The organism is Maribacter antarcticus DSM 21422 (assembly GCF_000621125.1).
In the GTDB taxonomy this organism is placed as follows: Bacteria; Bacteroidota; Bacteroidia; order Flavobacteriales; family Flavobacteriaceae; genus Maribacter; species Maribacter antarcticus.
In genome coordinates this window covers 89,216-113,355 of sequence record NZ_JHZC01000011.1, presented here as the reverse complement: position 1 = coordinate 113,355, position 24,140 = coordinate 89,216, and the positions used below count along the sequence as shown (strand labels likewise).

General features: G+C 37.1%; 25 protein-coding genes. 12 read left to right on the top strand and 13 right to left on the bottom strand.

Features of this window, described 5'->3' with window-relative positions:
* Positions 1–12 precede the first annotated feature (12 nt).
* The 4 genes from Q360_RS0111970 (at position 13) to Q360_RS0111955 (ending at position 3,606) form a co-directional block, all read left to right on the top strand.
* Positions 13–486 (top strand): methylated-DNA--[protein]-cysteine S-methyltransferase, encoded by a 474-nt coding sequence (locus tag Q360_RS0111970; RefSeq protein WP_027077321.1) that lies wholly within the window; start codon positions 13–15, stop codon positions 484–486.
* 437 nt (positions 487–923) lie between these two features.
* Entirely contained in the window at positions 924–1,565 is a 642-nt protein-coding gene (locus Q360_RS0111965; RefSeq protein WP_084273424.1) for a 3'-5' exonuclease, read from the top strand.
* A gap of 133 nt (positions 1,566–1,698) precedes the next feature.
* Complete coding sequence (locus tag Q360_RS0111960) at positions 1,699–1,950, top strand: hypothetical protein (RefSeq protein ID WP_027077319.1); 252 nt, start codon at positions 1,699–1,701, stop codon at positions 1,948–1,950.
* 264 nt (positions 1,951–2,214) lie between these two features.
* Positions 2,215–3,606, top strand: coding sequence for a glycosyltransferase (locus tag Q360_RS0111955; RefSeq protein ID WP_084273423.1), 1,392 nt, complete (start codon positions 2,215–2,217; stop codon positions 3,604–3,606).
* Between the two features lie 193 nt (positions 3,607–3,799).
* Here the strand turns inward: Q360_RS0111955 and Q360_RS0111950 are convergent, their stop codons facing one another.
* The 3 genes from Q360_RS0111950 to Q360_RS0111940 form a co-directional block, all read right to left on the bottom strand.
* Entirely contained in the window at positions 3,800–4,705 is a 906-nt protein-coding gene (locus tag Q360_RS0111950; RefSeq protein WP_027077317.1) for a hypothetical protein, read from the bottom strand.
* A gap of 156 nt (positions 4,706–4,861) precedes the next feature.
* Complete coding sequence (locus Q360_RS0111945) at positions 4,862–5,509, bottom strand: hypothetical protein (protein WP_027077316.1); 648 nt, start codon at positions 5,507–5,509, stop codon at positions 4,862–4,864.
* Between the two features lie 132 nt (positions 5,510–5,641).
* Entirely contained in the window at positions 5,642–6,631 is a 990-nt protein-coding gene (locus tag Q360_RS0111940; protein WP_169734645.1) for a helix-turn-helix transcriptional regulator, read from the bottom strand.
* A gap of 310 nt (positions 6,632–6,941) precedes the next feature.
* On the opposite strand from Q360_RS0111940, the gene Q360_RS24700 reads away from it, so the two are divergent.
* Positions 6,942–8,129, top strand: coding sequence for a PAS domain-containing sensor histidine kinase (locus Q360_RS24700; protein WP_051554684.1), 1,188 nt, complete (start codon positions 6,942–6,944; stop codon positions 8,127–8,129).
* Between the two features lie 431 nt (positions 8,130–8,560).
* On the opposite strand, the gene Q360_RS0111930 is transcribed toward Q360_RS24700, so the two are convergent.
* The 3 genes from Q360_RS0111930 to Q360_RS0111920 all read right to left on the bottom strand — a co-directional run bounded on the left by Q360_RS0111930 (position 8,561) and on the right by Q360_RS0111920 (position 10,470).
* Positions 8,561–9,241: an HD domain-containing protein gene (locus Q360_RS0111930; protein WP_027077314.1), complete on the bottom strand. Its 681-nt coding sequence runs from the start codon at positions 9,239–9,241 to the stop codon at positions 8,561–8,563.
* Positions 9,238–9,975 (bottom strand): lysophospholipid acyltransferase family protein, encoded by a 738-nt coding sequence (locus Q360_RS0111925; RefSeq protein WP_027077313.1) that lies wholly within the window; start codon positions 9,973–9,975, stop codon positions 9,238–9,240. Before Q360_RS0111925 ends, Q360_RS0111930 begins: the two co-directional genes overlap by 4 nt.
* A gap of 84 nt (positions 9,976–10,059) precedes the next feature.
* Entirely contained in the window at positions 10,060–10,470 is a 411-nt protein-coding gene (locus Q360_RS0111920) for a BrxA/BrxB family bacilliredoxin (protein WP_027077312.1), read from the bottom strand.
* A 134-nt stretch (positions 10,471–10,604) separates the two neighbouring features.
* On the opposite strand from Q360_RS0111920, the gene Q360_RS0111915 reads away from it, so the two are divergent.
* The 4 genes from Q360_RS0111915 (at position 10,605) to Q360_RS0111900 (ending at position 14,149) form a co-directional block, all read left to right on the top strand.
* Positions 10,605–11,345 (top strand): TerB family tellurite resistance protein, encoded by a 741-nt coding sequence (locus tag Q360_RS0111915; protein ID WP_027077311.1) that lies wholly within the window; start codon positions 10,605–10,607, stop codon positions 11,343–11,345.
* A 55-nt stretch (positions 11,346–11,400) separates the two neighbouring features.
* Positions 11,401–11,985, top strand: a complete 585-nt coding sequence (locus Q360_RS0111910; RefSeq protein WP_027077310.1) for a HupE/UreJ family protein — start codon at positions 11,401–11,403, stop codon at positions 11,983–11,985.
* An 89-nt stretch (positions 11,986–12,074) separates the two neighbouring features.
* Positions 12,075–12,506: a deoxycytidylate deaminase gene (locus Q360_RS0111905; RefSeq protein WP_027077309.1), complete on the top strand. Its 432-nt coding sequence runs from the start codon at positions 12,075–12,077 to the stop codon at positions 12,504–12,506.
* A 17-nt stretch (positions 12,507–12,523) separates the two neighbouring features.
* Positions 12,524–14,149, top strand: a complete 1,626-nt coding sequence (locus tag Q360_RS0111900) for a S41 family peptidase (RefSeq protein WP_027077308.1) — start codon at positions 12,524–12,526, stop codon at positions 14,147–14,149.
* 144 nt (positions 14,150–14,293) lie between these two features.
* Here the strand turns inward: Q360_RS0111900 and Q360_RS0111895 are convergent, their stop codons facing one another.
* Both Q360_RS0111895 and Q360_RS0111890 read right to left on the bottom strand, forming a co-directional pair.
* Positions 14,294–14,497, bottom strand: a complete 204-nt coding sequence (locus tag Q360_RS0111895) for a hypothetical protein (RefSeq protein WP_027077307.1) — start codon at positions 14,495–14,497, stop codon at positions 14,294–14,296.
* Positions 14,498–14,531: 34 nt separating this feature from the next.
* Positions 14,532–15,116 (bottom strand): MarC family protein, encoded by a 585-nt coding sequence (locus tag Q360_RS0111890; protein ID WP_027077306.1) that lies wholly within the window; start codon positions 15,114–15,116, stop codon positions 14,532–14,534.
* A gap of 117 nt (positions 15,117–15,233) precedes the next feature.
* On the opposite strand from Q360_RS0111890, the gene Q360_RS0111885 reads away from it, so the two are divergent.
* Complete coding sequence (locus Q360_RS0111885) at positions 15,234–15,803, top strand: DUF3109 family protein (RefSeq protein WP_027077305.1); 570 nt, start codon at positions 15,234–15,236, stop codon at positions 15,801–15,803.
* On the opposite strand, the gene Q360_RS0111880 is transcribed toward Q360_RS0111885, so the two are convergent.
* Positions 15,796–17,766: a tetratricopeptide repeat protein gene (locus Q360_RS0111880; RefSeq protein ID WP_051554683.1), complete on the bottom strand. Its 1,971-nt coding sequence runs from the start codon at positions 17,764–17,766 to the stop codon at positions 15,796–15,798. The genes Q360_RS0111885 and Q360_RS0111880 overlap by 8 nt on opposite strands.
* A gap of 14 nt (positions 17,767–17,780) precedes the next feature.
* Positions 17,781–18,515: a LytR/AlgR family response regulator transcription factor gene (locus tag Q360_RS0111875; RefSeq protein WP_027077303.1), complete on the bottom strand. Its 735-nt coding sequence runs from the start codon at positions 18,513–18,515 to the stop codon at positions 17,781–17,783.
* A gap of 299 nt (positions 18,516–18,814) precedes the next feature.
* On the opposite strand from Q360_RS0111875, the gene Q360_RS25800 reads away from it, so the two are divergent.
* Entirely contained in the window at positions 18,815–19,009 is a 195-nt protein-coding gene (locus Q360_RS25800) for a hypothetical protein (RefSeq protein ID WP_156950095.1), read from the top strand.
* Between the two features lie 17 nt (positions 19,010–19,026).
* Positions 19,027–19,548: a hypothetical protein gene (locus tag Q360_RS0111865; protein ID WP_156950094.1), complete on the top strand. Its 522-nt coding sequence runs from the start codon at positions 19,027–19,029 to the stop codon at positions 19,546–19,548.
* 1,126 nt (positions 19,549–20,674) lie between these two features.
* Here the strand turns inward: Q360_RS0111865 and Q360_RS0111860 are convergent.
* From Q360_RS0111860 to Q360_RS0111850, 3 genes are all read right to left on the bottom strand, one after another.
* Entirely contained in the window at positions 20,675–21,598 is a 924-nt protein-coding gene (locus Q360_RS0111860) for a hydroxypyruvate isomerase family protein (RefSeq protein WP_027077301.1), read from the bottom strand.
* A gap of 88 nt (positions 21,599–21,686) precedes the next feature.
* Entirely contained in the window at positions 21,687–22,334 is a 648-nt protein-coding gene (locus Q360_RS0111855) for a gluconate 2-dehydrogenase subunit 3 family protein (RefSeq protein WP_027077300.1), read from the bottom strand.
* On the bottom strand, positions 22,334–24,046 hold the full coding sequence (locus Q360_RS0111850; protein ID WP_027077299.1) for a GMC oxidoreductase: 1,713 nt from the start codon (positions 24,044–24,046) through the stop codon (positions 22,334–22,336). Before Q360_RS0111850 ends, Q360_RS0111855 begins: the two co-directional genes overlap by 1 nt.
* Positions 24,047–24,140 lie beyond the last annotated feature (94 nt).

Below are 24,140 nucleotides of genomic sequence, written 5' to 3'. Positions count from 1 at the left end.
TTTTACAAAATTATGGAAGAAGCATTCGTGAATACTCCTTTAGGTATCGCTAAGCTAGAGGGCGATTCTCTGGGTTTATCTTCTATATCCGTATTAAATACCAAGGAGCGTATTACTCAAATTATACCGGAGCTACTGGAAGATGCTGTTTACCAGCTTAACGAATATTTTGAAGGTAAACGAACTGATTTTGACCTAACACTAAATCCATCTGGAACCGATTTTCAGCAAAAGGTTTGGAAGGGGTTATTGGAAATTCCCTTTGGAAAAACCGTTTCTTACCTACAATTATCAAAATCACTTGGTGATGTAAAGGCTGTTAGAGCTGTAGCAGCTGCCAATGGTAAAAATCCGCTTTGGATTATAGTTCCTTGTCATAGAGTTATTGGAAGCGATGGTTTGCTTACCGGTTATGCAGGAGGGTTATTGCGTAAAAAATGGCTTTTGGAGCACGAAAGTCCAGTAAAACAGCAATCACTATTTTAGATTTTACCGAACGGATAGTCTGTACTTGGATAGTACTAAGAAATTAAGAGACTATAAATGGTAGTTCATCGATAGTTTTAATCCAACCAACATTGCTTTCTAATTATACATCTTTTAGACCATACATCAAAACAGACCAAGAAGTCGGTACCTTAGTTTTAGGCGCAAGCTTAAAATAGATTCACTATTAGATTAAATACAAGGGGTATTATTTCCTTTATAAGCCGTTAAAAGACTTGTAATAGCAGGGAACATACTGCAGAATAAAAGCATAGTGCATGGTTATAACACTATGTTTTGGCCCTGGCTTCTTGCTACATCAAAGTATTGTTATAATTTAAAATCCATAAGGATACTCTCAGCTTTACAAAATCAACCTAGAATATATTCTTTTCTTAGATATAGAAACGGTTCTGCAGCATCCTAATTTTTGCACGATGGATGAAACTACGCAGGAGTTATGGGCACAAAAAACCAGGTTCCACCGTAAAGACCTACACACGCCTGAAGCGTTTTATGAACGTGCAGGTATTTGGGCGGAATTTGGAAGAGTTGTTTGTATATCCGTTGGTTATTTCAAACTAGATGGAGACTCGAAGACATTCAGGGTAACTACGTTTAAGGGTGAAGAACCGCAACTACTAGAGCAGTTTAAGGACTTGTTGGAAAAACATTTTGGCCTAGTGAAACATATGCTATGTGCTCACAATGGCAAAGAATTTGATTTTCCCTATATCGCTAGGCGGATGATCATTAATGGGATTTCCCTTCCCTATCATTTAAATCTATTTGGCAAGAAACCTTGGGAAGTTAACCATTTGGACACCAAGGATCTATGGAAATTTGGAGACTATAAAAATTATACCTCCTTGAAACTTTTGGCCAATGTTTTAGGTATCGCTTCCCCAAAAGAAGACATAGATGGCAGCATGGTACGTGACGTATTTTATAAGGATAAAGACCTTGATAGAATCGCGTGCTATTGCGAGCTTGATGTGATTACTACAGCACAAGTTTTCTTGCGCTTGCGTAATGAATCGCTTTTAGAAGAAACGGAGATTAAAAGAATAGATAACTAGCGCCTTATTATATGTATTTCATATGCTAAGACGTTATTTATTCATGGCGTTTTAAAATCTTTAAATCTCCCTAGCGAAACCTTTTTTATACCCAGCTAGAAATGAATACATATCCATTTTTAAGGATAGGGTAGTGCAGCTAGTTGCTACTTTCGAGGGCAACGGTAAATGGATACATTACGATTTATGGGTGGAGACGGAATTTGAAAGTGATACCTACGAAAAACTAAATCGTATGCATGTAACGGTTACCCGAACGGAGCAAACAGAGATAGAAAACTACCCATTATTTATGGGACTAGTCCATATTTTAGTGGGGGTAGTACTTTTTGTAGACGAACACTTTTGGAACGTAATACCAGAACATAGCTATATAAGTTATTAAGTAGCAAAGGAACAAGGTATTCCCAGTCAGATTTACTACCACAGAAATGGACATGGAGGGGCACCCTCGATGAAATTCAGGAAAATAACAGGTACTGTTATACCCCGTTTTACGTAATAGAAATATACTCAAAATCAAGCAAATGTTAAATGCGATGCTTTCAAGATTAACTAATTGAAAACAGACATCTAAAAAGTGATACACAACGTATAGTAGTGGAACACTTTTATTAGAGCACCTAATTAATTGAAAATTAAAAAGAGCATGATTGAAAAGGTACGTACGTCTGCGCAAAAAAAGAATAAGGGAATCATCGCTAGTATTACCGTTTTCTTTGAAACGGCAAATGCTTGGGGGGTTTTTGTTTTGGGTAGTACCCTGGTGCTTATGCTAGGTTCTGCATATCTAGTATTTATTTTACAAAACGATTTCACACAGTTTCGGTTAGATCGCAAAAGTTCTACTTTTGGATTTATTTTTATAGCTATTGCTTCAGGGTTATTTCTGTACAAGGCTTTATTTTTCCTTTACACTTTAGTTAGGTATTTTATGTATAAGGCCATTAGCTCCGTTTCTGATGAAGAACTGCCAACAGTTACCGTAATCGTTCCCGCGTATAACGAAGGAAAACAAGTTTGGGCTACGTTAATCAGTTTGGCCGAGAGCGATTTTCCACAAGAAAAACTACAGTTACTTTCTATCGATGATGGGAGTAAAGATGATACTTGGAAATGGATGCAAGAGGCTAAAAAGCAATTGGGAGACCGAGTATCTATTTGCCAACAGCCTAAGAATATGGGAAAACGTCATGCACTGTACCGTGGTTTTAATGAAGGTACGGGCGCTGTGTTTGTAACCGTAGACAGTGATTCTATTGTGAAGAAAGATACGCTCCGTAACTTAGTAAGTCCGTTTGTGACGAACACAAAATGTGGTGCAGTTGCGGGTAATATTCGCGTATTGAACAACGAAAGGGCTTTACTACCCAAAATGTTAGATGTAAGTTTCGTACTTAGCTTTGAGTTTGTTCGCTCTGCAGAGAGTAGTTTAAATTCAGTATTATGTACACCGGGTGCTTTGGCCGCTTATCGCAGCGAAGCCGTTTTTGCTTGTCTACCACAATGGATTAATCAGACTTTTATGGGTCAAGCATCTGATATTGGAGAGGATCGCGCCATGACCAATATGATATTGAAACAAGGGTATCATGTCCTATTCCAAAGAAACGCTTATGCCTACACCAATGTACCTGAGGAGTACACAGGGCTTTATAAAATGTTCATTAGATGGGGCAGGAGTAATGTTCGAGAGAATATTGAAATGTCCAAATATGTGTTCATGAATTTCAGGAAAGGTTCTAAGATAGGTACGCGACTATTGTTTTTTAGTCAAGCTACAAAGATTATCATGAGCTATCCGTTTATGTTGTTCATGTTCTTTTTTGTATTGTCGCATCCGTTACTTTTCCTAAGCTCTACGTTTGTAAGTATCTTGGTATTATCGACTTTTCCTGTTATTTTTTATGCAAAGCGTTATAGTTTTTCTGAAGCGTTTTGGGCATACTCGTACAGTATTCTATTTACATTCGGACTCTTTTGGATTACGCCTTACGCCATAGCTACCGCTAATAGGAGAGGTTGGTTAACGAGAGGATAAAAAAGAAAAACAATTATGCTCAAGACACTATTTTTAAGAAAAACCAGTGGTATCCTTTAATAAGAGGCTATTGGTTTTTTTAGTTCAAAGCTTTTAGCGATAGGGTTGCTCCCACCGAGATTGTTTTGGGATGCTTGTTTGATAATTTATATTTTAGGGAGCTTATCAATACAGATTGATTTGCTGTTTATGGCTAAGGTTCAACCTCTAGGTGCCTTTCAAACTGATTATGTATCGCTAATATGGTCAATCCAAAAATAACGGCAAAAACAATCAACACTGTATTAACAAGGCCATCAACTGAAAAGGATAATCTAATAAGAATGGTAGAAATAACAAAGCCGGAGTTTCTAATCACCTTATGGTATTTATCCGTATAAAAAAAAGAGACCAAGAGTAACAACACATCTACGACAATCAGTACAGTGAAAAACTCATCAAAAAAGATATTGTTGATATTTTTTAATTCCTTTAAGCTACCATTGTTATCTGAAAACTCAAGATATCCCCATTTGCCAAACGTATATACCGCTAAACAAAGTAGGAGTGGCACTAGAATTACGGCGATAACCTTTTTGAAAGTAACAAATTTATCCATGGAAACGCCAAGGGACAAGGTCTCGGTATTTAGTATTTTTCGGTTTTTGTTTAGACGGTAGAACCAGAACAAAAGGTAAAAGAGCATTACCGAGGCTAAAATATCATAGGTAAATTGTAAATCGTCTTTGATGGTAAACCAGTCGGTACTGAGTTTAAGATTTGCCAAATCTTTGAACAATCGCCTAATGATGATTAAACTGATGATTTCGTACTGTTTGCTAATATAATTAGTTATAGATTTTGGTAGATAGTATACCAAAAGATAGACCTCGTAAACCAGAATAAAGGAAAATGGGGTGTAGACAGCAGCAATAGGGTTTCCTAATAAAGGGCTTCCTGAATCTAAAAAAGGAAGGAATTCTGCAAAATAGATACACAGCAAATGCACAATGAAACTGGCAATGGCAAGCATCAAAATGACCCGTTCTATAGTCTTTTTTGAATTTTCAGATAAAAAGAGTCTAGCTAGTTGAGTTAGTCTTGTTTGTAATCCTATCATTGTTAAAGTTAACGAATAATTATAAAACTATTTTTTTTGTTCAATTTTCAAAAAATAATGTGAGGGTTTTAATGGGGAGTAGCGATGTATTCTTTTTATAGAGGTCAACAAAAGTATACTCAGTTATCTATTTTTGTGGCTAAAATATTGCCTATCTCACTTTTTGGCTGGCACGCTATAACCTTCCCAGCCCCAAGAGGCTTTAGGTTGTTCTATTTCGTAAGTCAGGTCAAATGACACCGAAAAGAAACGTTCCGTGCCTATGCGTCTTAGATTGTAGGTGAATGCTTTTGTATCGAGGGTAATCCACCATACATTGTTGGCAGCTGCTGGAATAATAGTTGCAGTCTCCTCATCCGCAGGAAAAATAGCCAATTGGGGAAGTCCAGTATTGGGAGTGGTACCGCCATACATGGTTACCTTATCCGATGTTCCATCCTCATGTCTGTGATCGTGTTTGAGCTCTATTTTACCGTTTTTGTATTTTAAAACCCAGGTTCTACTTCGATTATCACCCACATTAAAAGGAATCAAGATTTCATCGTCACTACAGGAGAGCACATGCATTACAAGGCGTTTGCCGTGAAAATCATCTCCGGCCGGTGCGTTTACTATTTTTCCTTCAAAGCTTTTTCCACAATGGTTTTTTAACCTATCCCAAAATCGTTTTGCTCCTGAGGTATCTATGGCAGTGGGGTTATTGAAAAGGGAAGTTTCAGGCAAAACCCCCGCCTTGGTAGCTTTAGATGTGTTAAAAGCCATTAAAATTAGACAGAGCATAAAGACAGCAAAGAGTTTTTTCATAATTCAAATATTTGGTTTTAAATGTAAGCAAATGAACTTTAAGTCTAGGGCAACTATACCTTAATAAAAGAAGTTATTAAGAAAGGCACAAAACACGTGTATATGGTTTTTTAAGCGTTTGACTTTTGGCCCTTATTTTTTCAAAAAATCGGTTGGAGTTTGATTGTATCTCTTTTTAAAGGCTCTGTAAAAAGTAGGCGTAGAATTAAACCCACAATCAGTTGCAATGGCTTCTATTGAATAACTTTTTAGTACATCTGCGGTAAGCCTTTCTTTCACAAGAGACACCCTTAAATCATTAACATAGTGTTTAAAGTTTTCAAAACCTTGGTCACTTATTGCGATACTAATATTCCTTGGACTCATATTAGTGTGGGATGCCACCTGAGTAATATTTAATGTTGAGTCTTTGTAAAAATCATCATGAAATATATATTGATGTATTTTTTTAAAATCAGTACTACGCATCAACGGTTCAACTTCTTCAGTAATATTTGGCGCCAATTTATAATTAAGGCCTAAAAGTAAATTTGGGTTCATTAATAGGTAGGTAGCGATTCTTAGAAAAAATAGGGAAACAATTGTACCTGACATAAAATCAAAAAGAACATCTCCTTCGGTAATTTTAAGTAGTTTCAATCCAAATATAAAGTATATAATATTTAGTCCTACCCAGTACATAATCTGAAGTCTAAAAAGGGTGTAGACCCAATTTTTAATTTTTAAAAAATGAGGTCTTGACGAGCTATTGTGTTTGTAATATTTTTTTAAAAAGAACCCAATGAGAATCAAATAAAAAATCATAGAAGCAACTCTAACCACAACACTTAGCCATTCTGGAAGCATTCCATCTTGGTGCGATACTGTTAAAGAAATATCTTCAATTACCTTATTCACGAGTACCGTCTTTTCTCCAAGTGGCATGAAGTAAAACGGTAGATAGTTTATGGTGAACACAGCAAAAGGCAAGAGATGAATAAAATCTGTTCTCTTAAATCTATTTTCATTATTTAATGTGCTTCTGATGTACAAATAAGATAGTGGCATAACCAGTAGCGTAAGAGGAACAGGGATTTTATATAGATAGGGTACATAAGCCAAATATCCAGAATCTAAAAGCACAACAAATAAATTGGCAATCCCGTTAAAGATTAAATACCATACTAATAAATAAACCCCAAAAATCTTATTGGTATTTATTTTGAAATATATAACGGCTGCTGTAAAAAAACAAAAGCAGACGCTGATTAGATAGATAAGGGGCATTCAATGGTTTGATTGATTTTCAAAGGTACACCCAAAAGTAAAATATATCAAAATAGTTTTTTGAAGGGTTTTAAATTGATTAGATGAGGGTTTTTCGTGCTTATTTAATGACATTTATTTATGAGGTTGATGTAAGATTTTTTTAATAAAAAGCACTTAAGAAGCCATGGAATTAAAACAGCGGAAAAATCAGCTTAAAAAGCAAAATAATATTTTGAATTCTGTCCATCAACATTTATTGAAAGAAGAGTCTTCAGATACATTCGTAAAAGAAAACGAAGACAGTTTTAAAAATATGTTTGAGCGACATAATGCGATAATGCTATTAATAGAATCAAAAACAGGCTTGATTATCAATGCAAACAATTCAGCGATTAAATTCTATGGATATGAAAAGTCAAAACTGTGTTCTATGAATATTGATGAAATTAATACATTGTCGCAAGAACAAGTTTTGATTGAGCGAACAAATGCAATAATTGAAAAGCGAAATTATTTTGTATTTCCTCATAAATTAGCAAATGGCGAAATACGAATTGTTGAAGCTCATTCTTCACCAATTGAATGTAAGGGACAACGCGTGTTATTTTCGATAATACATGACATTACCAAAAGAAGAAATGTTGAACAATCGCTACATGAAAGTGAAATTCAATTAAGGGAACTGAATGTCACAAAGGACAAATTTTTTTCAATAATTGCTCATGATTTAAGAAGTCCATTTAATAGTCTATTGAGTTTTTCTGAATTACTAACTGAAAATGTACAAAAATATGATGTCGAAAAAATTAAAAAGTACTCAGACATCATACATTCAACAACCCAAAGCACACTAGTTTTACTTGATAATTTATTGAATTGGGCAAAATCACAAAGCGGACAAATTAGTTTTAAACCAGAACAGGTAAGATTTTCGGCTACTATTCAAGCAATTTTTAAGCTTTCAAATGCAAGTGCACAAAATAAAAATATAGTACTAAATTATAATCAATCAGAAGAAATTGAAGTTCTTGCTGATCATAATATGATTAAAACGGTTTTAAGAAATCTTATTTCGAATGCTATAAAATACACAAAGTCAAAAGGTCAAGTAAATGTCTGCGCAGCGCAGTACGATAACTGTATTGAAATTACCGTTTCTGATAATGGGGTTGGAATGGATCAAGAAACCCAAAATAAATTATTCAATCTAGAAATAAATCAAACAGCCCTTGGAACAGCAAATGAAAAGGGTTCAGGTTTAGGCTTGCTACTTTGCAAAGAATTTGTAGAAAAACATGGCGGAAAAATTTGGGTTGAGAGCAAATTAGGTAAGGGTAGTAATTTTAAATTTTCATTACCGTTGAATAAATAAGGTGTAAAAAACATATATCAAAATAGTTTTCATTCAATTTAATACAATGAAAATATATTCCGGGGGATACAGCGAATGCTGATACTATGGTTGTGCCGTTCGTGTTTTGGGTCAAATCAAATAAAAACTTAAGTGCTTGGTGCATGACACAAATAAGTTGAAGACCAACCTTGTTTTGAGTTATGTATTCTAGTCAATAGCCCGTTTGGGGAACATGTTATAGCAGACTTTAAAGTACGAGCACCTAAACAAGGCATAAAAAGGCACAGTTATCATTGATAATTGCACCCTTTTCTTTTGTTTTTATATTTAGCGTTCCTTTATGCCTTGTGTTCGTATGTATTTACACAAACAATAAGCTACTTTTAATAGTAAAGCGCCTAAAAATAAAAGTTTTACCCTAACTATTATTGAACTAGATAACAAATGAACTACGCCCTAAGCTTATTAACCACTAAAGGATTCCATTCGGTATAGAACTGCTCCAAAAAGCCCAACATGTATTGATGCCGTTGCTCGGCCAGTTGCTTGCCTGTTTTGGTATTCATTTTATCCTTCAGTAGCAACAGTTTTTCGTAAAAGTGATTGATGGTGGGTGCCTTGGACTTCTTGTATTGGGCCTTATTCATTTTTAGGTTGGGTGGTATATCCGGATCATGCATGACGCGGTTTTTAAACCCACCGTAATTAAAGGCTCTGGCAATACCAATGGCGCCAAGGGCATCCAAGCGGTCGGCATCTTGGACCACTCGAAGTTCCAAGGAGTTGAACTTTTCTCCTGACTCTGTTTCTAAGGAATTTTTATAAGAAATATGGTTAATAATATTGACCACATGCGTCACGATATTTTCTTTTACGTCCAAGGACGTTAAAAAGGCTTTTGCCATTGTAGGGCCAACGGATTCGTCTCCATTGTGGAACTTGGCATCTGCAATATCGTGTAAGAGCGCACCTAGACTTACAACCAGCACATCTACCTTTTCACTGCGGGCAATCAGCATACTATTGTCAAAAACACGCTCTATGTGAAACCAATCGTGCCCTCCTTCTGCGTGTTGCAAGGTTTTTTTTACAAAAGTAATAGTCTCTTCTGCCAGTTTAGCATCGTTCATTTTAAAGAGGTTATGCCAGAATTAACGGCGGTTTCTATTTGGATAATGAGTTCATCCAGATCTCCATGGTTTTCTAGGGGTTGGTGCACATCAAAAGACACCTTTGCACCCAATCCCATGGGGTATTTCCCATACTGCACCAGCTTCCAGGAGTTGTTAATGCTAATAGGAACGATAAGGGCCGATGGCGCTTTTTTTAATAGCATTTTAAGCCCCATAGGTTTAAAGGGTTTGGGGTGCCCGTCTCTGCTTCGGGTACCTTCCGGAAAAATTACGGCTGCTCTATTGTGCTTTTCCACATAGCTACCCAGTCTTCCAATTGCCATGAGGGCAGATTTACCATCGTTACGGTCTATCAATGCAGCGCCGCCATGTTTTAAATTATAGGAAACACTTGGAATACCACTTCCTAGTTCCTTTTTGCTCACAAATTTTGGGTGGTATTTGCGCATGTACCAGATAATGGGGGGTATATCGTACATACTTTGGTGGTTGGTGACAATAATCAATGGCCTATCCAAAGGAATATCGTGATTGTTTGTAAAGCGATAGGTAGTTCCCAAAAGATTAGTCGTGCGGATGAGTGTGAGGTTAAGCACACTTATAGCGCGTTTTATACCATTATAGCCAAAAACACGATGACAGATCCAAATAATGGGATGAAAAAATAGCAACGCCGCTCCAAAAGCGATGAAAAAGATAAGGGTAAATGGATAGGCTAGTATCTTTTGCATGGTGCAAAAATAAAAAACCACTTCAATTGAAGTGGTTTTTTATTTTAATTTTTCCTTTATAAAGGAAATTTAGGCACCGTTATTCTAACAGAACTCGTCGTAAGCTTGTATCAAATTCTCGGAAATCATTTCGGCTGGTCTTCCCTCGATGTGATGACGCTCAATCATGTGCACCAATTCTCCGTCCTTGAACAAGGCCATTGAAGGTGATGAGGGAGGAAAAGGAACCATAAGGTTTCTGGCTGCTGTCACCGCATCGGTATCAACACCAGCGAATACTGTTACGGCATGGTCTGGTTTTTTGGCGTGTTGCAAGCTCATTTTTGCAGCTGGTCTTGCATTTGCAGCAGCACAACCACAAACAGAATTTACTACTACTAGTGTAGTTCCTTCTTTTTTAATAGCATTTTCTACCGCTTCTACTGTATGTAATTCTTCAAACCCGGCAGATGCCAAGTCGTCTCTCATAGGTTTTACTAATTCTGCAGGATACATAGTCTATTTTTTTAAATTAAAACTTTATTTTCAAATGTAATCATTTTGTATTTCCCCTTAAGAACACTTAACGTTTCATTAGTCATTTGTTCTCTGCTTAATAATTTATCTTTGCGAATTAGCTAAGATGTATTATGATTAAATGGGTAGGTGCCTTTGTAGGGTTTTTTATTAGAGGAATAGGCGGAGCGTTTTTAGGCTTTTTTGTAGGAAGTGTATTGGATAGTCTTTTTCGCTCCAAATCTGGAGGGGCCAAAAGTGTATTTGGCGACATGACAAGACAGTCCGTGTCGCCCGCAGATTTTGAATTGAACCTTTTGTCGCTTTGCTCTATCGTGATTAAAGCAGACGGACAGGTAAGCCAAAGTGAAATGGATTATGTGCGTCAATATTTTGTAGGCACGTACGGTAAAGAAAAGGCGAATGCTATTTTTAGAACCTTTAATGAGGTGAATAAAAAAAGAGAGATTTCTGCGCAGCGGATATGTACTTTCTTAACACAGCGCACTCGGTACGAGGTGCGTTTACAGTTGCTCCATTTCCTATTTGGCATCGCACAGGCCGATGGTAGCATCAGCAACCCCGAAATAAGTAAGTTAAGAGAGATTGCAGGATATTTAAGGGTAGGTTTACGTGATTTCGAGAGTATTATGGCGATGTTCATTAAATCGGCGGACAATTCGTACAAGATTTTAGATATCCAAAAATCATCTACGGATCAAGAAGTGAAAAAGGCCTACCGAGAAATGGCGAAGAAGTATCATCCCGATCGCGTAAATACCCAAGACGAAGCCATTAAAAAAGGAGCAGAAGAGAAATTTAAGGAAGTGCAAAGTGCTTACGAGACCATTCAAAAAGAGCGTGATATTGGATAGTAAGCAAGGACACATAATATAGAGTATATAGAAGAAGCTATTTAAATATAGTATTATGCAAGAGTTTTGGTTTTACATACAACTAGGTCTGGACCACGTGTTGGATCGTAATGCGTACGATCATATTTTATTTCTTTCGGCCTTAGCCATCCCTTTTACTTTTAAAAATTGGGCAAACGTCTTATGGCTTGCAACTATTTTTACCATATCGCATTGTTTATCCTTGGCGCTATCGGCATTTGAAATAGTAACAGTAGACGTTTCCTTGATTGAGTTTTTGATTCCTGTGACTATAGTATTGACTGCGCTATACAACATCCTGAAACTAAGAAACCAAACAGCCTATAAAAGTTTGCTATGGCACATGGTCGCTACGGTATTTTTTGGGTTGATACACGGCTTCGGTTTCTCTAATTATTTTAAGATGTTGGTGACTGATTCAGAGGAAAAGGTGGCGCCGCTTTTGGGTTTTGCCCTAGGAATAGAGCTTTCGCAGGTTATTATTGTGCTGTTAGTGCTCTTGTTCGCTTATCTCTGTAGGTCCGTCTTAAAAATTAAGCAAGCAGCTTTTGTCTCTGTGACCAGTGTAATTATCATGTTGATTACAATACCCTTATTGTATAATACCTTTCCTTGGTAAGGCGCTATTGTTAAATTTAACTTATAAGGTTGTGGGAGGGAATTAAGCCCCGTACCTTAGAGGTATATGCTGCTATTGAAGCAATGGGAATGAAGAAAAGCAAACAGGAGAAATACGATAAGGCCTATTTAAGAATGGCACAAGAATGGGGCAAATTATCCTTCTGCGAACGTAAACAGGTAGGTGCTATTATTGTTAAGGGTCGAATGATTATTTCAGATGGATACAATGGCACGCCCACGGGATTCGAGAATTTTTGCGAAGATGAGGAAGGCTATACTAAATGGTATGTATTACATGCAGAGGCCAATGCCATATTAAAAGTGGCAGGTTCCACACAGTCTTGCCAAGATGCAACATTATATATAACCCTATCGCCTTGCAGAGAATGTAGTAAGCTGATACACCAGTCGGGCATAAATCGTGTAGTGTATCAAAAAGGATACAAAGATAATTCCGGTCTAGATTTTTTGGAAAAAGCCGGGGTGGAGTTGGTCCATATACCCACAATAGAAGCTTAGAACCCAAAGTGAAATAAATGAAAAAGAAACACACCTACTTAATACCTACCCTAATCGCTGCGGCTTTGGCCTTGGGCGTTTTTGTGGGTGGTAAATTGCATTATAACGATACTCCAGAGCGACTTTTCACTACAAACTCCAAAAAGGACAAGCTGAACCGTCTCATAGATTATATCGATTATGAGTACGTGGACGATATTGATACCGATAGTATCGTAGATGTTACGGTAAATAGTATTTTAGAAAAACTCGATCCACATTCGGTTTATATTCCAGAAGAGGATATGGCACGGGTATCAGAGAATATGAAAGGTGACTTTGTGGGTATTGGAGTAAATTTTTATCCCTATAAGGATTCCATAGCTGTAATTAGAGCTGTAAAAGGTGGCCCAAGTGATGTAAAAGGTATAAGAGCGGGTGACCGAATATTAATGGCGGATACTGATACACTTTATGGTAAAGGTATGCCTAGTGATGTTATTGTTGATAAACTAAAAGGAAAAGAAGGCACTAAGGTTAAATTGACGGTATATCGTAAATCTGAGGATAAAATCGTAACGATAGATGTCAAAAGAGGAATAGTGCCTATTAAAAGTGTGGAGTCCTACTACATGCTAACAGCTGACATGGGGTATATTAAAGTCAATCGTTTTGCAGAATCTACCTATAGGGAATTCAAATCGGCCTTGACCAAACTACAGCGAAAAGGGGCACAGAAACTGGTTTTGGATTTACGTGATAATCCAGGTGGTTATTTAGGTGTTGCAGAGCAAATGGCAGACGAATTCTTAAAGGATGATAAACTCATCCTATTCACAAAAAATAAAAGAGGAAAGATAGACAAGTCGTACGCCACGGACAAAGGCAGTTTTGAGGACAAACCTATTTATGTGCTCATAAACGAGCGTTCCGCTTCTGCCAGTGAAATAATTGCCGGTGCCTTGCAGGATAACGATGTGGGTACTATTGTGGGACGTCGTTCTTTTGGAAAAGGATTGGTACAGCGTGAAATGGCATTGGGAGATGGTTCTGCCATACGGTTAACCGTATCTAGGTATTATACCCCAACGGGGCGCAGTATTCAAAAGGATTACCAAAAGGGAAATAAAGATTATTACAAACGTTTTAAGGAGCGCTTCCATAATGGAGAACTTTTTTCGGTAGATAGTATAAAGGTCGCCGATTCCCTAAAATTTAAGACGCCAAAAGGTAAAGTGGTCTATGGTGGTGGTGGTATTATCCCAGATGTATTCGTGCCAATTGGCTCCAATGAAGAAGAAGCAGTGCAAAGTATGGATAGTTATGGTTTTCTATCATTCTTTATTTTTGAGCATTTGGATGAGGATAGAAGCCGGTACAATCAGCTTTCGGCAACGGAGTTTGTCAAGGAATTTAAAGTAGACGATATTCTGTTCCAGAATTTTGTGGACTATTCTTTAAAAAGAGAATTATCCATGGATTTTTATGGCAATCAAGAAGGTATTAAACTGTATCTAAAAGCCGCTTTGGGAGAACAATTATTCGATGCTAATGCACATGCTAATATTAAAGGCAAGAGAGACGCGATGCTTCAAAAAGTATTGGAGTTGGATAATCCTGCCGTTCAGCAAGAAGAGGCTAACGCCATTGAGGCGATCAATTAAATTTTCATCACTCGACTAGAATAGCTATGGTTCTGTTTTGTAGGATTTTTTTAGAGCCATATACCTAAAAGGTATTTTAGCTAAGTTTCAGATGCTACAAAGCATATAACGAACCTTATAAGTCATTAAAGCAAAAAGGCGGAATTAGTCCTCATTAACTTTTTGTTGTACCTTTTTACTTGTTATATAGAGTAACAGCAGAACAATGGCGCATAACGAAGCCATAATTCCAATAAGTGCCACAGTGCTATCGCCTTGAAATGGGGCGGTAAAATTTACTAAGGTTACGTTATAAGCAATTAATGCTAGGGCAAGTACAATTAGTATAATCGAAAAAGTTTTGTTCATAATCATTATTATTACTGCAAAAATACACCCTTTTTTACTTGTTAAAAAGTTCGTTGATGTTTGTAGCGAACAATTTAACAGCTATTGCCAAAAGAATTACTCCAAACACTTTTCGGATAACATTAACCCCGTTCTTTCCAAGAAATTTTTCCAGTTTTACGGAAGATTTTAACACCGCATATACAAATATGATATTTACGATAATCGCTACGATAATATTTTCTACGTAATATTCCGCCCGTAATGAAAGTAGGGAGGTCAAGGTTCCCGCGCCCGCAATCAAAGGGAAGGCGATAGGCACAACGGAGGCACTATCTGGTTCATCATCCTTGTAAAGGGTAATGCCTAAGATCATTTCGATAGCCAAAAAGAAAATAATAAAAGCTCCTGCAACTGCAAAGGAGTTTACGTCTATACCGATAAGCTTTAGTATTTCTTCTCCTAAAAAGAGAAAGGCCACCATGATGCAGGCTGCAACAATCGATGCTTTTTCGGATTGTATATGCCCCACTTTTTTACGTAGGCTTATAATAATCGGAATACTTCCCAAAATATCTATAACAGCAAAAAGAACCATACTCGCTGTTGCAATTTGTCTAAGTTCAAAATTGAATGTCATTCCTTGAAAATTTTCCCAAATTTACGTTTAATAATCGCATTTGAATTTTAATTTCTAAAAATATCAATCCTACCGATAGCTTTTAATTGATGTATCTTGCAAGTCTAAAAAAGTATAATGTTTCAACTAGGAAAAACTATTGTATCTGAAGAAATTATAGAGAATGATTTTGTGTGCAACCTATCTGCATGTAAAGGTGCTTGCTGTGTAGATGGTGATGCAGGTGCACCATTAGAAGATAAGGAAACAGAGATTTTAGTAGATATTTATGCCAAAGTAAAACCTTTTTTAAGAGCAGAGGGTATACAGGTAATAGAAGAAGAAGGAGCGTTCGTAAAAGGGGATGATGGGGAGTGGGAAACTCCTTTGATTAATGGTAGTGCATGCGCTTATGCTTTTTTTGATGATAAAAATACGGCTAAATGCGGTATAGAGGAGGCTTATAACCAAGGGAAGATAAAATGGAGAAAACCTGTTTCTTGCCATTTGTATCCCGTAAGAATTCATGAATACAACGAATTGACGGCGGTGAACTACCATAAATGGGAAATATGTGATCCCGCCTGTTCTTTGGGAGAGGAATTACAAGTGCCCGTATATAAATTCGTAAAGGAAGCCTTGATACGTAAGTTTGGTAAGGACTGGTATTCCCAACTGGAAACCGTAGCTCAGGAGCATCTTAAATAGTAGGAATATGAAGCAATATTTTTGTACCTGCAGGAAGGTTTGAATCGTTATAAATATCAATAATTTCCACATGAAAGGAGTTTTGATAGTCTTTGGAGAAGTTTGCAAGTCGTTCTTTCGTGATATCGATACCTATGGATTTTCGTTTTAAAACTTTGCTTTCTTTAATTTGTTCCGCCTTATCGCGTCCCACTCCATCATCGGTAATAGCAATATTTATAAAACCGTCTTCACCGGATGTGACATCTAACGTAATGTTTTTTTCACCCTCTTTTGAGGATAGTCCGTGCCACAGTGCATTTTCCAAAAAGGGTTGTAAGATGAGTGAGGGAAGCTTTATGGTATGTACATCAATATCTTCGCTTATATTTATCTTAAAGTTGATTTCATTCGAAAATCGAATATTCTCTATGTTCATATAAAGTTCTACTGTTTCTAGTTCCTCCGCCAAAGGGATTTCTCTTTGCGAGGAGGCTTCTAAAATTTTCCGAACCAACTTGGAGAATTTGTTTAGGTAATGTACCGCATTCTTTTTCTCGTTGTTGATAATGTAAAGTTTGATAGAATTCAGTGAATTAAATAGAAAATGCGGATTCATTTGGCTGCGTAACATGGTCTGCTCCAAGGTCAATATTTTTTTTTCATTGCTCAATTGATATTGTCGGTACAGGATATACAGAATGCCAGCTAAAAGAATAAGTGACAAAGCTCCAATGAGCAGCAGCGTCCTGTTCTTCCTTAGTTTGAGGTTTACGATCTCGTTCTGTTTTGCCAAAACAGCTATCTCGTTTCCTTTTTTTTCATAGTCGTAGCGGAAGAGGATTTCGTTTACATAGCGTATAGTGCCTTCATTCAATATTTCTTGGTCCAGGCTAATCGCTTTGGTCTTGAAATTCAAGGCTTTTTGGTAGTCTTTTTTTACTTCGTACAGTTCTGACAGTAAGTGGCTGGTTTGGGCTAGTTCATCCCTTAGGTTATGTTTTTCACCTACCGAGTATCCCTCTAATAAGCTTTGTTCTGCATCCTCATTTTGGTGCATCTTCATCTGTGCCCAACCCAAATTATTGTAAAGTCTTGCAATTAAAAACGAATTTCCTAGTTGCATTGCCATGGGCATAGTCCCTTTAATAAGTCTCAATGCTTCTTGGTATTTTTCTTTTTTAATGTAGACTTTTGCAATACTGTTCTTACAGATTACGCGTCCCATCGTATTGTTTATGTCTTGGTTATAGGAAAGAGATATGCTATAATTTTCTAGGGCTTGGTCTAGCGCTCCCAGCTCTTCTTGGCATTTACCTATATTTTGGTGATTGATTGCCAAGCCCAAAATGTTATTCAGTTCTGCTTCTAGTTTTATAGAGCGTTCAAAATAAGAGATGGCGAGGTCATACTGCTTTAGGGTGAGGTAGAGATTGCCTACGCTGTTTAACGAAACGTTGATGCTTCGTTTTATTCCCTCCGAAGGATTTTTAACGGCTTCGGCCAGTTCTAATGCTTGCTGATTAAAGTCCATAGCTGTCCTTACGGAAGAGGTGCGCCTGTAGACCACACCTAAATAATTAAGGCTAGAAATCTTAAACTCTAGGTTATCGGCCTTTTTGGCAATTGCTAAGGCCTCTTGGTGAAGCGCTATCGCTTTACTATAGTTCGAAATATTACGATAGGTTCGTCCCAATTCACTTAGGGCATAGGATTCGCCGGCCATGTATCCTATTTCTTTTGATCTTTGGCGAAAGAAGCGCATATAAAGGCTGTCGGTTCTGTGAGCCCGCATTACTTTATGGATTGCAGTAAAGGAGCTTGGAGCAGTTGTAATAAGACTATCGGTAAGCTGCTTAAAATTTTCTGGCACGGTTTGGGCTGCCAGCGTGGCAGAAAATAGCATATAAACAAGTGCTAAAATGCTACGTTGCGTTCTTGTTACTTTGAAGTTGAAATGGTTGCGGAAAATTCCTATAGCCATATACATAATGCCATTTATAACAAATCTAGGAAGTCAGATTTTTTTTGTCTGGATACGGGAATTTTATGGTTTGACTTTAATACAACGTATCCGTCGGTCTTTAAAAACTCCTTTATTTTGTTAAGATTGATGATATAGGAGTTATGTATTCTGAAAAAAGAATCATCTGGCAGTAAAGCATTAACTTCTTTTAATTTTTTTGTAAGTACTATTTTGTGGCCGTCTGTTAGGAAAATAGTGCTGTAGTTTCCATCGGATTCTGCATACAGAATTTCGTCACTTTCTAAAAAAATTAATTTTCCATCAGTGTTTAGTGTAATTTTCTTGTTGATAGAACTAGAATTAAAATTGAGAAGTATTTTTTCAAGCTTTTCAGCGGTAAAGTTTCTGCTATTAAATTTTTTGATTTTTACGATGGTGTCTTTTAGGTCGTCTGTATCAATAGGTTTTAGTAGATAGTCGATCGCTTCGTTTTTAAGTGCTTTTATGGCATATTGGTTGTACGCTGTGGTAATGACTACCGGAAAGTTTTTGTTAGAAAGCTTTTGTATAAACTGAAAACCATCCATAGTTGGCATTTCTATATCCAAAAACAAGCAGTCTGGTGTGTTTTTTTCTAAGTACTGTAAAGCTTCAAAAGGATTTGTGAAAGATGCCGACACATGTATTTCATCACTAAAATTAGTGAGCTCCCAAGAAAGGCTTTGCAAGGCCTTTATCTCATCATCTACGAGTACCGCTTCTAACATAATCTGTAAAATCAAAAATGAAAGTTAGTTAAAAATAATTCTTACGGTACGGCTACAATCAAATTTATGTGTCAATGGGAGTTTATTTAGTATAATTGGCATATATACGAAACAATTCAATTTTTATCATTTGGAAAATTTAATTTAACAAGAAATAGATTACAAATAAAGCAATCTACAGCGGCATATTTTGGTCATTTTCCCGTTTACACAAAAAAATAAGCAGATTATACATCAGCAAAAATTACAGTCACTTCTTGACTTAATTTAGTGTCAAGTTTAAAGCGACTATAGTTTTAGTGTATTGTATCAACGGTAATTGTACACGTAAGTTTGTTGCCATGAAAAAATGTTTGGTCATGTTTGTTTTCTTTTTACTCTCTCTCTTCACAGCATTAGTTTTGGGAGGAATGGACGAAGAAAGTGGGGATGGTGATAAGCAGAATGTGGTGGTTACCAACTTTCAGCAAACTACTCAAACGAGCCAAGAATAGATATGAATCCCATCGCAATGAAAATAATAAGAATTATTTTTTTAGGATTTTTGCCCTTGCTTTTAATTTCAAGCGCGAGTAAGGCTGCAGAGTTAAGTACGCTAGTGCTTAATGGGACTTACATTCTAGATGTGGAAGAGAATGAACATCACCAGTTGTTGGGGGATATTGGCTTTAGCTTAAGCACTGAAATTTCTTCAAAAGGAACTTATTTTAATGTCCTAAAGCTTGATTTTAATGGTAACGGTGCTGTTTTACCACACCATATGGAGGTCGTTGTTTGTAAAGAGAATAAAACTGATGCTTTACTTTCGGGTATGTATAAGGTAAAAGCTATAGAGAGTTTTTTGAATCCGGCTGACGGTGTTTTCGGAGCGTATAGTAGCGATGTTTTTGGAGAAAAACTATATTTTACAAAAGAGGGAAGTATTCGTATTACCCATTATAGCAACACAAGTGTTAAGGGTACACTGAGCTTACTGCTTGTGAACCAAAAAGGAGAAATAATTCGTGTCAAAGGTAGTTTTGACGCAATATAATGTATTACCATATTAAAAAGTACGGCTCTATAACTATGTTTTGAGCGTCAAACAAAGAAGGTGACTGATTAGCTTGTCTTATCGGTTACTGGTCTAATGATAGGTTTCGGGGGAACTACCTTACGTTAGCGCTTGGCGGGCATGTTCATTCAGTGAGGCATAGAGAGCCGTATAGTATGGTATTTTGAATTAGGTAGTAATCCCATAGTTTTAGAAACCAAAAGGTATCGTTTTCGAACTTTTTGGTTTTTTTATTGAAATTTGTTTCTGCGGTATGATAGTAGTTGATAGTTTAAAAAAGAAAATATAATCCTTTGGAAGTTTAGATAACAAAAAGCGATTGCTTGTCGCGATTACTATTTTGTTTATTAAAAAAGCCCACTTTTAAAGTGGGCTTTCTTATAACTAAAAAATTAAAGGAGTACTGGTTTAGTACTGGTATACTACCCATAACTACATTATAATAATTGAATTATAATGTATTTGTCCATAACGCAGTACTTAATGATTTAAGCACGTGATAAGAACACCGTTTGGGCTATGGGAATTTTATCAAATCTTTAGGAAAAATATTAAAAACCCATAAAAAATGATTTTTTATTCCTGAATTTGGATTTTGCTCTAAATTTGGAATATTATTTGTTATCCGTATTTTCCTTTTAACGTATAATCGAAATGTTATTTTGGACAAACAAAATAATATAATGTAAGCGATAAGTAGGTATAGATATGGGGACATACACAAATAAACGAAAAAGTAGTATATTCCTTACTTTACCAATAGGTAGTTCATCGAAAGGCTGTATTTTTTCGACAAACTACCTTTTGTTATATTAAATATAAGCGAAATCAATAATACAAGAATTTTGTGTTGCATCAATAAGCACATATAAATAGCTAACTAAAATTCAGTTGAAAAGATTGATATATTTTAATCTCTAGGATGCAACATGCTAGTCGGCAAACCGATTTGGGATTTTTTTGAATTTGATACCGGACCCAGTTTTGGGAAGAGCGTTGATTTTTAAAATGACGATTGTCAGTTATTCCGGTAAGTGACAGAAATACCCAACTCGGAATAGGTCCAATTGGGTAGTTTAGAATTAAGGAAATTCTTTAAGGCTGCTTATAGAAAATCGTCAACTTTTTTATAGGCATCAATAACAGCTTGTTCCCCTTCTTTATCAGGTCTGGAATTTCCGTGTTCCATACCTAGGATGCCACTAAAATCTTTACTGTGTATGAACTTAAAGACATTATTATAGTTGATTTCGCCGGTAGTTGGCTCTTTACGCCCTGGGTTGTCCCCAATTTGGATATAGGCTATTTCGTCCCAACAGGCTTCCATGTTTGGAATAAGGTTTCCTTCCTGTATTTGTTGGTGATAGATGTCGAATAGTATTTTACAGGCGGGCGAATCCACTGCCTTGCAAATTTCGTAAGCTTGCGGAGATTCTGTAAGGAATAGTCCGGGATGATTTCTGAAGTTTAGCGGTTCCAAGACCATAGTAATATCATGGGTTTCCAATAGTGCGGATGCTTGTTTAAGAGATTCTACGACGTTGGCTGTTTGATATCCCATATTTAGTTTTAAGTCTACATGGCCTGGGACAACTGTGATCCATTTGGCATTCACCCGTTGGGCCACGGCTATAGATGCTTTTATGTCTTCTAAAAATTCCATTCTTTTTGTGTTATCACCAGACGCTAGATTAGCTTCTTTCCAATAGATTTGATGCGCTACGAATACACCCATTTCCATACCCCTTTTTTGCATGGTTTGCGACATCTTTTCTTGAAGCGAGGACTCCCTGTCTTTCATTCCATTATCTTCAAAAGCGGTAAAGCCTTGGTCCGCCATAAAGTTTAACTGGTCTATCGGGTCTTCACCAGCAAGATTTTTGAACATGCCCAAATGAGGGGCGTACTTTAAGTTGAAGCTATGTGCTATTTCTTTTTTCGCTAAAGGTTGTGCATAAGAATAAGCCCCACTTAGCGAAATTGCTCCGCTGGTTAGGGCTGTTTTCTGTATAAAACTTCTTCTTTTCATTGGTCTACAATTAGGTATTAAAAACAAGTACTTTAGTCAAAGCTTTCTATATTAGTTAACCAAAATAGCTACTATTTAAAGATCTTTCTTATAATGACCAAGCTTTGCCTCCTGTAAGTTCTTCTAGATCAGCACAGCCAACATATTCACCTGGTACAGGAAGGTATGCCAATACTTCTTCGCCAACATACTCAGATGTCTTATAGCCCCAGATGGTCATACCCCTTAGGTTGTTCGCAAAAGCGAATCTAGAAACACCATCCTCAAGACTAGCTTCTTTCCCATCAGCTAATGCTACGTTGTAATTATTGATTTTACCTATATACATGACTTGCTCTTCTTTGGTAACCTTTAAGGTTGCAGCTAAAACAAGCTCTAAGTTTTCTGGAGTTAGGTCTTCTACCTTTTCCTTACCGCTATCGACCAAGGCTTTATCTATAAATTTAGACATGGACATTTTAAATAAATCTTGCTGTGCGTTTTCCATTACTTGGTCCGCAAAGCGGTCAATAAAAATATCTACTTGAACTTCGGAAGCAGAAGGTGTATCGGTCTTTGGTAAGATGATATCTACTAATTTGGTAAGTACGCTACCTTGCTCCATTGTGAAAAATTCTGGAGCCCAAGTAATGGTAGGTTCTGTTTTACAGCTTTGCACTAGGCTTATTAAGGTAGGTGTAGCTATGGTATACCCCATAGCTAATCCCATATTTTTGAGTACTTTTCTTCTATCCATTATATGCTCCCTTTTTTAAGTTCTTCGACGGCGTGGTTCGCAGCTCTGGCCGTAAAAGCCATATAGGTTAAAGATGGGTTAACGCAGCTTGAGGATGTCATAAAAGAACCATCTGTCACATAAACATTAGGAACGTCATGTAGTGCATTGTTACCGTTCAATACAGATGTTTTTCTGTCTCTACCCATACGGGCAGTTCCCATTTCGTGAATACCAAGGCCAAGTGCCGTTTCTTTGTCAAAAGTTTCAATGTCTCGGGCGCCAGCTTTTTCTAGCATGTCCGCCGCAGACTGCATCATATCTTTGCGCATATTAAGTTCGTTTTCTTTGAATCCAGCATCAAAAGTAACTGTAGGTAAACCCCATTGGTCTAAGTTGCCATAATCCATAGTAAACCTATTGTCCTCATAAGGCAATACTTCTCCAAACCCACCAAGGCCCAAAGTCCAGCCTCCTGGCTTCAATATAGCGTCTTTTAAGTCCTTACCATGTGATAATTCAGCTACTGCTTCCTCCCAATCTCCACGACTGGCACTACCTTGGTAACCAAAGCCACGTTTGTAGTCACTTCTATTACTATCACCACCTAAATTCCTGAATCTTGGCACATAAACTCCGTTTGGCCTTCTTCCCTTGTAGTATTTATCATCAAAACCATCGAATTTTCCTGATGCTCCAACGCCTAAATGGTGATCCATAATATTACGTCCTAATTGGTCGGAATCGTTACCCATTCCGTTAGGGAATCTGTCGGATTTTGACTGCATCAATATGGAAGTAGATGCTATAGAAGAAGCGCAAAGGAAAATTACTTTCGCCTTAAATTCGAAAGTTTCTTTGGTTACACGGTCAATTACTTTAACACCGACAGCCTTTTTAGTATCTGCGTCGTACATAACCTCATGCACAATGGAATCTGGTCTCAGAGTCATATTCCCGGTTGCTTCGGCTGCAGGTAGGGTAGAGGATAAACTACTAAAATACGCCCCGAAAGGACATCCTCTAATACACCTATTTCTAAATTGACATTTACTACGGCCATCAAAGTCCTTTGTTCCAGTAATATGGGCTACCCTCCCTACGGTTACTGTCCTACCTCCAAAGTTCTCTGCAACTTTGCCCTTAAGGACTTTTTCAACACAATTAAGCTCCATAGGAGGTAGGAACTCACTATCCGGAAGTTGTGGTAAACCAAGAGCCTCGCCGCTAACGCCAATATAGTTTTCCACCTTGGCGTACCAAGGTGCAATATCTTTGTAGCGCACGGGCCAATCTACAGCTGTACCATCTTTCTTATTAGCTTCAAAGTCAAGGTCCCCCCAACGGTAACTTTGGCGTCCCCAAGTTAAAGATCTACCACCAACATGGTAACCTCGCATCCAATCAAATCGTTGTGTTTCATTGTATGGGTGTTCCAAGTCATCTACAAACCACTTGTGGCTTGCTTGCTTGGTAGTGTATCCGGTTCTGCTCTGCTTTTCTTGTTTTTCTACAATCTCTTTAGTAGCTTCGCCACCATTCGGGAAATCCCATGGGTCCAGATTTGCGGTCTTATAATCTTCGATATGCTTTACCATTCTACCGCGCTCCAAGACCAAGGTCTTTAAACCCTTCTCACATAATTCTTTTGCGGCCCAGCCTCCACTAATCCCAGTACCTACTACAATGGCGTCGTAGGATTCCTGTTCTTCGTTGTAATAAAATTTACTCATAGGGATTGTTTATTTCCTAAATTTATTAAATATAAAATTAATTCAATACATTTAAAGCTTATACTTATTACGAATTCCATATTATGATATAATT

What these genes read in the sequence shown, in the direction of transcription:
- Q360_RS0111955 (WP_084273423.1), top strand. Translation starts at nt 2,215, where the DNA reads ATGATTGAAAAGGTACGTACGTCTGCGCAAAAAAAGAATAAGGGAATC.
- Q360_RS0111945 (WP_027077316.1), bottom strand. Translation starts at nt 5,509, where the DNA reads ATGAAAAAACTCTTTGCTGTCTTTATGCTCTGTCTAATTTTAATGGCT.
- Q360_RS0111970 (WP_027077321.1), top strand. Translation starts at nt 13, where the DNA reads ATGGAAGAAGCATTCGTGAATACTCCTTTAGGTATCGCTAAGCTAGAG.
- Q360_RS0111965 (WP_084273424.1), top strand. Translation starts at nt 924, where the DNA reads ATGGATGAAACTACGCAGGAGTTATGGGCACAAAAAACCAGGTTCCAC.
- Q360_RS0111850 (WP_027077299.1), bottom strand. Translation starts at nt 24,046, where the DNA reads ATGAGTAAATTTTATTACAACGAAGAACAGGAATCCTACGACGCCATT.
- Q360_RS0111855 (WP_027077300.1), bottom strand. Translation starts at nt 22,334, where the DNA reads ATGGATAGAAGAAAAGTACTCAAAAATATGGGATTAGCTATGGGGTAT.
- Q360_RS0111910 (WP_027077310.1), top strand. Translation starts at nt 11,401, where the DNA reads ATGCAAGAGTTTTGGTTTTACATACAACTAGGTCTGGACCACGTGTTG.
- Q360_RS0111925 (WP_027077313.1), bottom strand. Translation starts at nt 9,975, where the DNA reads ATGCAAAAGATACTAGCCTATCCATTTACCCTTATCTTTTTCATCGCT.
- Q360_RS0111895 (WP_027077307.1), bottom strand. Translation starts at nt 14,497, where the DNA reads ATGAACAAAACTTTTTCGATTATACTAATTGTACTTGCCCTAGCATTA.
- Q360_RS0111875 (WP_027077303.1), bottom strand. Translation starts at nt 18,515, where the DNA reads ATGTTAGAAGCGGTACTCGTAGATGATGAGATAAAGGCCTTGCAAAGC.
- Q360_RS0111885 (WP_027077305.1), top strand. Translation starts at nt 15,234, where the DNA reads ATGTTTCAACTAGGAAAAACTATTGTATCTGAAGAAATTATAGAGAAT.
- Q360_RS0111950 (WP_027077317.1), bottom strand. Translation starts at nt 4,705, where the DNA reads ATGATAGGATTACAAACAAGACTAACTCAACTAGCTAGACTCTTTTTA.
- Q360_RS0111920 (WP_027077312.1), bottom strand. Translation starts at nt 10,470, where the DNA reads ATGTATCCTGCAGAATTAGTAAAACCTATGAGAGACGACTTGGCATCT.
- Q360_RS0111915 (WP_027077311.1), top strand. Translation starts at nt 10,605, where the DNA reads ATGATTAAATGGGTAGGTGCCTTTGTAGGGTTTTTTATTAGAGGAATA.
- Q360_RS0111930 (WP_027077314.1), bottom strand. Translation starts at nt 9,241, where the DNA reads ATGAACGATGCTAAACTGGCAGAAGAGACTATTACTTTTGTAAAAAAA.
- Q360_RS0111900 (WP_027077308.1), top strand. Translation starts at nt 12,524, where the DNA reads ATGAAAAAGAAACACACCTACTTAATACCTACCCTAATCGCTGCGGCT.
- Q360_RS0111905 (WP_027077309.1), top strand. Translation starts at nt 12,075, where the DNA reads ATGAAGAAAAGCAAACAGGAGAAATACGATAAGGCCTATTTAAGAATG.
- Q360_RS0111880 (WP_051554683.1), bottom strand. Translation starts at nt 17,766, where the DNA reads ATGGCTATAGGAATTTTCCGCAACCATTTCAACTTCAAAGTAACAAGA.
- Q360_RS0111865 (WP_156950094.1), top strand. Translation starts at nt 19,027, where the DNA reads ATGAAAATAATAAGAATTATTTTTTTAGGATTTTTGCCCTTGCTTTTA.
- Q360_RS0111860 (WP_027077301.1), bottom strand. Translation starts at nt 21,598, where the DNA reads ATGAAAAGAAGAAGTTTTATACAGAAAACAGCCCTAACCAGCGGAGCA.
- Q360_RS24700 (WP_051554684.1), top strand. Translation starts at nt 6,942, where the DNA reads ATGGAATTAAAACAGCGGAAAAATCAGCTTAAAAAGCAAAATAATATT.
- Q360_RS0111890 (WP_027077306.1), bottom strand. Translation starts at nt 15,116, where the DNA reads ATGACATTCAATTTTGAACTTAGACAAATTGCAACAGCGAGTATGGTT.